The sequence below is a fragment of the Propionispira raffinosivorans DSM 20765 genome, assembly GCF_000381065.1.
In the GTDB taxonomy this organism is placed as follows: domain Bacteria; phylum Bacillota; class Negativicutes; order Selenomonadales; family Selenomonadaceae; genus Propionispira; species Propionispira raffinosivorans.
Genome location: NZ_KB905857.1, coordinates 1 through 11,410, shown reverse-complemented (window position 1 = coordinate 11,410; position 11,410 = coordinate 1). Strand labels below are relative to the sequence as shown.

Below are 11,410 nucleotides of genomic sequence, written 5' to 3'. Positions count from 1 at the left end.
TAAATTGACACAAATTGAAAAAAATCATTTATACTTTTTTCAATTGTATAATAAAAAATAGTCATATTTAAAAGATATTTACCGCCTTTGAGCGGTTTTTTTATTTTGCTTTTTTTATTTCGTCTGAATTTTCGTAAACTAATTGCGCCCGTTTTTCAGCCTCTAACTCCTGCCTGTAATCTGAGACCTCTTGTTCAATATTATTTGGAACAGGTTTTTGTTTTTCGATAGATGGAGTGGTCTTAAGTATTTCAGCAACATTTACCACGTGATTAAGAATTTCAGCACGTTGAGTGGATGTGAGTTGCAGACAGTAGCGAGCTACATTTTGTTCAGCCTTTGTTAAGTTATATTTTTCTGCGAAAGCGGTGAATAGAGAATCATCAGATTCTATAAGCATATCACCTTCATTGGTGCGCAACCAATCTTCATTGATATTAAAAAGAGACGATATTAAACGAATATTTTGATCAGAAATATTATTTCCGTCTTTTTCCATCCAACTAACACCACTTTGAGTAAGTCCTAGTCGATCAGCAAATTCTTTTTGATTGAATTTGAAATGGTTTCGTACGGTTTTTATTCTCTGGTTTAAATTCATGCGGGCACCTCCTTGTAAATAATAATACAAGTCACTTGTAAAAAAGTCAAGACATATTGTTGATAAAAATGAGTAGGTAATATAATGTATATCTAAACAAACAAGCCACTTGTATTATTGAGGAGAATTACAAGTGGAAAATCACATAAACTCAAAGGGAAATTTAAAAAGTGCTAATTTGTTTTTGAAAATAACGAAAGCGAGTGTCACAAGTTCTCCATGGGTGAAAATTCGCAGTTATGGAATCGTTGGCATTGTTGAAATTATCGCAAAGATCATTGAAAAAGTAGTCAATAAGGCAGCGGTAGAAGAACCGAAAACAGTTGAAGTGGTTGCGCCAGTAGAAACGCTCGAAAACACATCAACGGAACAAGTAGTGCAATAAAAGACAAAATCAGAAATGCCCTACATTATCCTGTAAAGGAAGTGCCGGGCATTTTCTTTCTTATGGAGGGAAACTATGGATTTTATAAAAAATAATTGGAAAAAGCTATTGATAGGTATTTTACTAATATTGCTTATTGGGGCGGCGGTATATTATTTCTATCAGAAGCAACAGACAACCGAGGCGGCATTGCAAGAAGCAAAAATATTGACGGAACAACAGGTGAAAGATATGAACGTTTTGCAAAATGAATTGCAGATCTCAAAGCAAAACGCAGAACTTTTATCCAAAGCAATTAATAAAGCTCAAACCAATCAGGTGCAGCCCGTGACGCATATCACGGTTCAAGCACCCACAATAAAACAGGCTTCGGCTGATGTAGTAGAACGTATCAATAAAAAAGATGATACGTTGCCACCGGCAGCCTTGGAAAAAACGGACAGAACGAGTGTGGTACCACAGCCGGAAAATACAGAATATCAGGTTGGCGTTTACAAAATCAATTTGCAAAAAGATCATCGAGTCAAAGTGGGGGCCACGCTTCTGGACGATAAGATTTATGAAACGGTTGGTTATGAGCAAAACCGACTCGAATCCCTGGTACATTTTCAAGGAACAGATTTAAAGGGGGCAACTGTCACGTGGACGGCTGCGCAGTGGTAATTTAAAACAAATCTATAGCAAAAGACGTAGCAATATAATTAATTATGAGGTGTAATAGATGCAGCAATATTTGAATAAAATCATAAACGGAGATTCACTAGAAGTTTTAAGGAAATTACCATCTAATAGCGTAGATGCCGTAATAACAGATCCGCCATATTCTTCTGGAGGGAAAACTATAGCTGAAAAGTGTCAAGATCCAATTATGAAATATCAGCAGTCTGGTAATAAAAATGCACATCATCCAACTTTTTTAGGTGATAACAAAGATTCAAGATCATGGCTTCATTGGTGTAATCTTTGGATATCTGAATGTTATAGAGTATTAAAACCGGGTGGATATTTTTTGATGTTCACGGATTGGCGCCAACTACCAACAGCGAGCGATGCGTTGCAAATTGGGGAAATTGCTTGGCGTGGTGTGATTGCTTGGGATAAAACAGAAGGCTCAAGGGCACCACATAAAGGATATTTTCGGCACCAATGTGAATATATTGTTTGGGGAACAAAAGGCAAATGTCCAAAAGCAGAACACGCTGGACCATATCCAGGGTGCTTTCGCTTTCCCGTAAAGCAAAGTGATAAATTCAATTTGACGGAGAAACCGACGCAACTTATGGAACAGTTAGTTTCTATTGTGCCGGAAGGTCATATCATTTTAGACCCATTCGCTGGATCAGGTACAACCCTTGTTGCAGCAAAACATATGAAGCGACAGTTTATAGGGATTGAAAAAGATACCGGTTATGCAGAGATAGGATTGAAAAGAATCGCTGAATAAAGTGAACTATAAAAAAATAAATTGTTAAATTTGAATATAAGTATTAAGTGCAATAAAAGGCGTTGACCTTTAAATTTCCCTATTAAAACAATAATGACCATGAAAAATCATATGCAAGACAAGAGCCTCGGCATCTTTTATTGGGTGTCGAGGCTTTTTCTATATATATTTATGGGACGGTTTTTGTTCATATTTTGTGGTAATGTAGGTTAAAGGTCGTATTTAAAATTGTAGGATAAATTTGAGGTACGGATTGGTGCCAACTAGCGACACGGTAAGGGAAGGTTGTATCATTTTTATATTGCTTTTGGTTATACTGCTTTACGTTTTATGTAAAAACTTTACGTTTTTAAAACGTAAAATATTGACAAAGATGTTTTTACGTGGTATTATAAAATAAGAGGTGTAAAGATGAATGTAAAAAACAGACTAAAAGAATTGGATGTTAAATTATCCTATTTTGCTAATGCGTTGGAAATGTCTAGGCCTACTTTAAATGCTTATATTTCAACGTTTGAAAAAAATGAGACGCTGCCAAATGAGAAGTATCAATTAATATTTGAAAAGCTATTTAATGATAGCATTAATTCGAAAGATGATTTTAATCGCATATTGTACAAGTATCATAATTTGATTAATAGAGATAAAGTTCTTGGGACAATCGAATTTGATACAAAATCTACAGATTTAATAACTTCAATTTTGAGTAGAATTAAAGTTGACCTTCAACAAGAGGATTTTGAAGAATCCGTATATATTTTTATTAACATGTTAATTGGCAGTTATCGTAGAGAGCCAATATTTAAAAAATTTGCAGCGTATTTCTTATATCTAAATAGCAATAATGATTTGTTGCAAATATCGGATAATGAAAAAATATTTATTTCCCATTGTTATAAAATAATGTCTCTTGAAAAAGAAAATAAATTAACACTTGATGAAGAATATTATGAAAAATTCAAAAAAAGAGTCAAAGAGATTAAGGATGCTGTTGACAAAAATAAAGAAAACAAGACCAAGGAAATTTTTAAAAGGAATATAGAAAATACACTTGATTTAGAGATTCAAGAACAATTAAAACTTGGAGTAGATATTGAAGATATGGATGTTGAAAAAATTATTAACAAAATTGGGTTAATAAAAAAAACATAAGAAAATTTTGCAATTTAAAATAAAAACCTCGTAATACATTGAAATGTATTACGAGGAATATACAATATGAATTCTCTTAATGGTTTTAAATTGGATTGGAAAACAAGACGAATACTAATAAAATTATTCTCAAAAAAAGAGAAAATTCAATAGATTGCCGTCTATTGAATTTTTGCAAAACATATTTACATTAATTAGTAAAATTCTAATCAAAATAATTTTACCTTAGGTTAATGCAATTTGTCAATGTTTTGTAATAAAGTATGTGCAGGAAGAGGAGCGAATTTGCATTGCACTGTCTTTTTCGAGAAATTAATATAGATTGATTATTTGGAATCATAACGTTTTAGACCGATATTGGTTAGTAATTTATTTATATTGCTAGACGTTATTAATTTTGTCGTAGATTGTGGACTGATGATATCCATAATCATGAGCCTGAATTACTATAAAACCTTGTTGAAATGGCATTTATATTGAGGATATTAGTAAGATTGACAGGGTGAGAATGGGCTTTTTGAAAAAAATATAAATATATATTGGAGGAAATAATGGATAAAACATGTGGATTTCACTTTTATGTGAATATTAAAAATATAGTTGAAATTATTAACGGTGATGAAGGTAAGAATGATGATTTAAAGAGATCTATCCATCGATTGCATACGTATTTTTGTGGTCTGACCAAAGTGGTACGAAAATATGGCGGTACGGTTGAAAAGTTTACTAATGGACGTTGCCATATTTTTCTTGAAAAAAATGAAACTGAAACAGATGGTAACTATAAAATTCGCATTAATGATCTATTGGTAGCGACAATGTATTTTAGTGATGATATATTTAATTCAATTCCTAAATATAAAGATTATACTAGATTTAAAGTTCAAGCAGGATTAGATTATGGTGAGTTTTATAAATACGACATTGAAGGTTTGGACGAGTTTACTACCATTGGGGCTGTTGCTAATGTAGCAGCAAAACTGACGAGCTTTTCATTGGCAAAAGAAATATATATTACAGATGGTGCTAGAGAACAACTAGCTGTTGAAGATAAAAAAATGTTTGAGAGTGTAGATGAATCTAAAGCTAAAGAAATTCAAGAATGTCTCAAGGGAAGTCCGTCAATTTATTATTCAAAATATATGTTGCTTAATAAGCGAGATGAAGTAACATCTTTTTTAGAGACAATTCGAGAAGAATATAAAGCTCTAGCTAATTCAGTTAATTTATCTGAAATTGAATTTGAAGATGCACGAACAAAAATTGACTTTAAACAGCTTAGTTTAAAGAAAAACAAACAGATTACAGCAGGAATTTTATTCGCGGATATTCGTGGGTTTACAAAACTTTTTAATGTTTCAGGAAATAATTTAGATAATCTTAAACTGATTTTAGTACACTTGTATAAAAAAATGAATTCAGCTGTTGAAAAACATGATGGAGTTCGAGTACAATTCCAAGGGGATCGGATTGTTGCGGTATTTAATAAAACTTATAGTCAGCGCTGTGATGAAATGGTCAGAATGTTTGAAGCTGCACTTGAAATTAAGGCGGGCGTGAAAGAAATTAGTGATAAGTATGCTGATGAGTTAAATAATAAACAAATTAAGGTCGGAATTGGACTTTGCTACGGAGAATTTTATGCGACATGTTTAGGTACACGTGGGCATAAAGATAAATTGGTATTGGGGAGAACAGCGTCATCTGGAGATGTTGCCGAAGATCAATATGCATTACATGACGAAATTGTGTTATCGAAAGAATGTAAGGAACAAATTAGTAAAATTGCTGAAGAAACATTACCAGAAGGTATTGTAATTGAAGAAAAATTAGAGCCTGTTAGTACTACTGGGTTCTATCGGACAAATATCGATGAGTCTACTTATAAAAAAGAAGTAAAAGATGTAGAATTAGAACTAAGAACTGTCGATGAAAATAAAAAATCAGCAATTGCGATGACAAATGTGATGGGAGTGAATGCAAAACGTGAGAACGTTGTTCGACCTCATAGAAGATAATGTTTCTATTGAAACAGATATGGAAAACCTTATTAAAAAATTCCCGCAGTTGAAAATGTATAATATTTTTGCAGAAGGGCCTGCTTTAGCAGGTCCCGTTTGTTTACCATCAGTGTTAAGTACAAGAAAAAGAATACGTGACAAAGAATCAATTTTTGTTAGTGTTATATATAACGACTACCCGAAGAACTTTGCAAAAGTGTATGATGTAAAGCGGAAAATTGATTGGGCTGCAGTTCCATATGAGCATAAACATGATAATGGGAACGGTCTTGTCTGTACACATCATGACAAAGAACTGAGTCAGCGACAACCTTGTAACAGAACATATTTATCGATTTTGAATGTTCTTAGACTCTTTTTTGCAGTAGAGCAATATAAAAAGAATTCGATTTGGAGCTTAGATGAATTACCACATGGCGATAGAGGAACTCAGTTGCTCTTAAAAGAGGATAGTTCTACAAAAAAACATATTACAAAGAGGAGGTAAACTTTGGATAATGGGTTATTGTTATTAATAAAATTAATAACAGGTCATCTTTTAGGTGATTTTGTATTTCAAACTAATGGTATTGCTAAGAAAAAAAAGACAAGTCTCTCGTATTTATTTATTCATATTATGGTTATTTTTGTTTCATTGCTTATTTGTACAGTAGAATACTGGGATTTTCGCTTTATCTCGTGTATTGGATTAATGGCTTTAACTCATTTGATTGATAGAGTGAAGCAAGGAACAGGATTAACGGGTTTTTTACTTGACCAAATATTTCATATCGCATTGATGATTTTCTTATTGGTTTCTTTTGGCTATATTCATTACTTATTTTATCAGAGTATACTGGTTGAGAGTTATCAAAACTTTACAATATGGATTTATATATTAGGCTATCTTTTTGCAGTAGTTTTCGCACGATATTTTATTCAATTATTGTTCGTGGCGCTAAACTTAATACCTATACCTAAAAAATTTGTCAATGTTAAAAATGAAGGAAAATCTCCACTTAGTGCATATATTGGAATGAGTGAACGAACTTTAATACTTACATTGGCTCTTATAAATCAGTATACTGCTATAGGTTTTGTATTTATGATAAAAGGTATTGCACGGAAGACATTTGTTGAACAATGTAATGAAAACGGAGAGTTCTTTTTCTTGGGAACATCTATTAGTTTTTTAATAGCTATCTTGACGGCTCTTGCAATTCAAAAAGTAGTCCCATAAGTTCATTCATGTATGCCTACAAAAATTATTGGTCAATGGGGTGTGGCTGATAATATTGGTGAAATTTTGTTATATGAAAAATAAAAAAATGTATGTAATACATCTAGAAATAATATGCAGAACCGTGATGCTGTAAAGCACTTCATCTATTGAACCTAGATTATTATGAAACGATTCTAAAAAACTAGTTCGAACGTGCTGTGCTGAAAAACTTTATAATTAGTTTTGAGCATATTTAAAGTGTGGCATTATTTAAAATTAATTAACATATATATTTATAGAAGAAACTCGATTTACAATGGATAAAATCGCAAAATTAAAATCTGGTTTCATAATGACAAAATGGTGGCACCAACACAAAATCTGTATCGGTGCCACCATTTTGTCATTATGAAACCAGTAAAATACGGGAAAAGTAAATGCTTGGTGGTTTTAAAACAAAGCAGTAAACATGGAGTGGTTGAATTTTGATGATATAAAAAGAAGTTCAAAAGTAGAGCTTTTTATTATGGTGTGGTTCCATTCAATTCATCTGAGTATTCAACACCCCATAGTTGTTTATATGCGTATTTGAACATATAGTACGAGTAAGCATGGTAATCATTGATGTAACCTAGGTAGCCATGAGATGTAATATACATTTCTATTTCAGAATAATGATATAGGGGTATAGCTATCCATTGATTTTTATTTTCGTTATAAAATTGTGGCAAACTATGACCATCTTTTAGTTGGCGATAATGCCGTATGTGATATGAAGAACCACCACCGATAACTACACCTACATACCCGACCGCAAATTCATATTCGTCAGCATTATTGAAAATAAAGGCGCAGGAGTTTAAATCAACATATTCACGATAGTTGGCGTGATAATAGGAAACAGGGAAATTAGGATCATCGTTCAAATAGTGCCAATCAGCGTAAGCCGTTGAATTGGTCTGTGGCAATATTGTGATTGTCAGGCATAGTACGAATCTAAAAAGTAAGAGCAAGCCCTTTTTTTTAACATAGTATATCATCCCTTTTTAAATTGATTTCATTTAGATTCTATCATTAAAAAGAATGCAGTATCAATACATTCTTTAAGTGGATTATTCCATTCTGCCTTTTAATTCATTGTATTATTTGGTGGTTAATATGTTGGTGCTGATTACAACATCGATTATAAAAAGGATAATATACATGGTAAGTAAAAAGGTATTTTTACAATTCTGTCAAATAAAATGCTACAGGAGTAAAAAACGGAGTATATTATATGAAATCAAAAATTGAAATAATATCAAAGGTGTCAAAAATACTATCTAGTATATCGTCTTCTTATAATACAATAAAAAATCATCAATTTTATATCTGCATAGGAGTAATTATTTTATTTTTTTATAAACATTTTGAAAATCAAATTTTTATTGATAAGATACCTTCATTTAATGACATACTAACTAATAATTTCTTTATGGGATTAGGAACCTTGTTATTATTCACATGTTTGTTTTTTTCATGTATCTATTTATTACCAATTAAACCTTTTACGGTCAGAGTAGATAAGGTTTTAGTTTTATTTCCAATATGTTTTTGGAGTATGCTTTTTGTGGGAGAACTGGCATCATCTACTTTGGTACGTGGGATGATATTTACGATTTTGTTTTTAGCCTTTTTTCTTTTGCGATATGGTATTAGCAAACTAAAAAAGTGGAATGAAAAAACCAGGAAAGAGTCCAATATGAGAAGCTGTTTTAAGACAGATGCTCCCATTGAATCTTCTGCGGATGATTTATTTAAACGAGAAAATTTTTATAACAAAATTGCTAAGTTTATTTGTAATCATCATAGTACGCATAGCTTTGTAGTGGGAATAACTGGTAAATGGGGGAGCGGAAAATCATCTATCATTAATATAGTTTTAAAAATTGTTGAAAAAAATACTTTAAAACAGGATGGTCCATATATAGTAAAATTTAATCCATGGAATTATCCGGATCAAAAACAATTAATAGAGCAGTTTTTTAATGCACTTTCTAGTCGATTGCCAGAAGATGAAATGAATATAAAAAAAGTTTTAGGTACATATTTTTTCTTACTTGAAAAAGTTTCTATATTAGCATTGCCACAAATAATGGGGTTTTCCAATATGATATCTTATTTGAAAAAATTTATTTTTGATAAAGATGAAATACAAGATTTACAAAAAATTCGAGTTCAAATTAATGAATCATTTCAAAAATTGAAGTTCCCTGTGGTTGTGGTAATTGATGATATTGATCGCCTTAATAATACTGAACTGAAACAAATATTCCAGTTAGTAAAATCTGTCGCTGATTTTCCAAATATGATTTATTTATTATCCTTTGATAAAGAAATTGTAAGCAAAGGACTCTATTCCGAACAATCGAGCATTTGTATGGGGCAGAATGAGGATATCCAAAAATTTGGAGAAGAATATTTAGAGAAAATTGTTCAATTATATTTTGAAGTTCCATTAATTCCAATGATGGTAATTTATAAACAATTTATCAATGAATTTAATTTTTTACTCAATAAAAAGAAGAACGATGATAATAATTATAAAGATGTGAGAACGGATAAATATTTTAATGATATATGGCATAGTGGAATGAAAAAATTTTTAAAAAATCTCCGAGATGTCAATAGGGTGATAAATAGTTTTTCTTTTAGATATGATCTAATGGAAAATGATATAAATGAAATAGATTTATTAACAATCGTAATATTTGAACTTTATGATTTTGAAACATATCAATGTATTAAAAATAATAAAGAGATATTTACTGACTATTTTGATATGGGAGTGACACATTCTCAAGATGAAAGAAAAAAAATAGTCGATACCATTCTTAATAAGTCTTGTGACAATAAAAATATATTATTACAATTATTTCCTCAATTGCAATATATTTACAGTATTCCGCCACGAAGATATGAAAAAGACTATTTTGACTCATGTTTCGTGCAGCGCCGTATATGTCATCCACTTAATTTTGAATTGTATTTTGATTTGAATGAAATGGAAATCATGCCTTCGGAAATTGAAAATATTTTAAAGTCACTTTCAGATGAAGTTTTGTTTACTAAACATGTTAATCGCTTAATTGCAACCGACAAAATAAACATTTTTTTAGATGTTTTTTCATCTTATATAGGTGCTGAAGAAAATTTTCCTAATATTGATTATAATAATATAAAAAATGCTTTAAGCGTTTTACTTAGAGAAGGTGATGAAATTTCTACGCTTTCGGATTTTATAGGTAAAGATATTTTTGGGATTGTACTTAGATTATGTAATAAATTTCAAGATCAAACCTTAAGAAATAAAATCATATTGGAGGTAGTAAATCATATTTTTTCTGATAATGCTTTCAAGGGAATTTTCTCATATGTTGGAGTAGTATATATTTTTGACCAAGAACATGGTAGATACGATTTGAAAAAAGATCCAGAACCAGAAGAATTCAGAACCTTTTCAGGAACAACACTAGATGAATTAGAAAAAATAAGTTTAAGAGAAATAAAAAAATGGACCACCGATCAACCATATTCAAGAAATAAAAATTTGGGAACATTGCTTTACATTTGGAATGTTTGGATCAATAAGTGGGAAAAAAATAATGACATAGTAAAAAATTATATTCGCTTATATATAGAAAAAGATAAGCTATTCATACATTTCTTAAGCCTATTTATTTATGAAAATATGCAAGTTAGCATTGGATATGAAGGATATAATAAATTTAAGGTTTTTAATTTGCAATCATTTCAAGTACTTGTAGGAGAAGATTTTCAATCAATAAGCAAGCGAATAGGAAAATTTAATTTTAATGACTTGTATGATGAACAAAAAGAGATATTAACACTAGTTAGAAATAGTATATAATTAAAGTATTTTATAAATTTGATTAAGATTTAGCGTTGTTATATAATCAAACATGGTTAAACAAATTTAATACAGAAAAACAGCCGACACGTTATGTGACGGCTGTTGATTTATGCAGCTAATCGACTTCGGCTGTATATAATATAGAAGGTAGCTGGTTGGAGTGTGCTTGGTACTAGACCAGGCGCACCATGTAAACTCAAACTTGAACTTGAGCGTGTTTGTATCGCGTGAAACGACAACTTTATCAATAAATGACTGAATGAGAGTGCGGAGATTATCTGCACTCTTATTTTTTATTTGTTCACGGTATTTTTCTATATAGGTTGTAACTTGATCTACTATAAGTTGTTGGTTAGGGCGGTTATTGAATTCGGTCAGCTTTGCACGAATGGTCAGTAGAGTGAATAATATGGTCCAAACTACACCATCAGCCCGGCTTTAGGAAACCGGCCTACCGGAAAATTGGAAACCGCGATTCCGGTCATGGAAACCAATTCGACCTATAATGGAGTTATACACCATTCGGTGTAAATTCATTTTTATGGAGGTTATTTCTATGACTCACTATCGCGAAATCCTACGCCTGCACGTATTAGGATTCAGCCAACAGAACATCGCATATAGCTGCGGTGCCTCAAAGAAAACCGTAAACAAAATCATTCGGTTGGCTCAAGAAAACAATCTGGCGTGGCC

General features: G+C 31.4%; 10 protein-coding genes. 8 read left to right on the top strand and 2 right to left on the bottom strand.

Annotated elements, in window-relative coordinates; translation table 11 throughout:
* Positions 1-100: 100 nt before the first annotated feature.
* Entirely contained in the window at positions 101-601 is a 501-nt protein-coding gene (locus tag F606_RS22380; protein WP_019554501.1) for a helix-turn-helix domain-containing protein, read from the bottom strand.
* Positions 602-734: 133 nt separating this feature from the next.
* Between F606_RS22380 and F606_RS0113925 the strand changes: the two genes are divergently transcribed.
* The 7 genes from F606_RS0113925 (at position 735) to F606_RS0113895 (ending at position 6,822) form a co-directional block, all read left to right on the top strand.
* Entirely contained in the window at positions 735-986 is a 252-nt protein-coding gene (locus F606_RS0113925; protein ID WP_019554500.1) for a hypothetical protein, read from the top strand.
* A gap of 75 nt (positions 987-1,061) precedes the next feature.
* Positions 1,062-1,649 carry a hypothetical protein gene (locus F606_RS0113920; RefSeq protein WP_019554499.1) on the top strand — a complete coding sequence of 196 codons (588 nt, stop codon included), beginning with the start codon at positions 1,062-1,064 and terminating at the stop codon, positions 1,647-1,649.
* A gap of 58 nt (positions 1,650-1,707) precedes the next feature.
* Positions 1,708-2,430, top strand: coding sequence for a DNA-methyltransferase (locus F606_RS0113915; protein ID WP_019554498.1), 723 nt, complete (start codon positions 1,708-1,710; stop codon positions 2,428-2,430).
* 411 nt (positions 2,431-2,841) lie between these two features.
* On the top strand, positions 2,842-3,582 hold the full coding sequence (locus tag F606_RS0113910; protein WP_019554497.1) for a hypothetical protein: 741 nt from the start codon (positions 2,842-2,844) through the stop codon (positions 3,580-3,582).
* A gap of 551 nt (positions 3,583-4,133) precedes the next feature.
* Positions 4,134-5,600 (top strand): adenylate/guanylate cyclase domain-containing protein, encoded by a 1,467-nt coding sequence (locus F606_RS0113905; RefSeq protein WP_019554496.1) that lies wholly within the window; start codon positions 4,134-4,136, stop codon positions 5,598-5,600.
* Between the two features lie 19 nt (positions 5,601-5,619).
* Entirely contained in the window at positions 5,620-6,090 is a 471-nt protein-coding gene (locus F606_RS0113900) for a hypothetical protein (RefSeq protein ID WP_211210076.1), read from the top strand.
* 3 nt (positions 6,091-6,093) lie between these two features.
* Entirely contained in the window at positions 6,094-6,822 is a 729-nt protein-coding gene (locus F606_RS0113895; protein ID WP_019554494.1) for a DUF3307 domain-containing protein, read from the top strand.
* Between the two features lie 506 nt (positions 6,823-7,328).
* Here the strand turns inward: F606_RS0113895 and F606_RS0113890 are convergent.
* Positions 7,329-7,730 (bottom strand): hypothetical protein, encoded by a 402-nt coding sequence (locus F606_RS0113890; RefSeq protein ID WP_154651167.1) that lies wholly within the window; start codon positions 7,728-7,730, stop codon positions 7,329-7,331.
* Between the two features lie 350 nt (positions 7,731-8,080).
* On the opposite strand from F606_RS0113890, the gene F606_RS0113885 reads away from it, so the two are divergent.
* The gene (locus tag F606_RS0113885) at positions 8,081-10,714 is read left to right on the top strand and encodes a KAP family P-loop NTPase fold protein (protein WP_019554492.1); all 2,634 of its coding nucleotides are present in this window, start codon (positions 8,081-8,083) and stop codon (positions 10,712-10,714) included.
* Positions 10,715-11,410 lie beyond the last annotated feature (696 nt).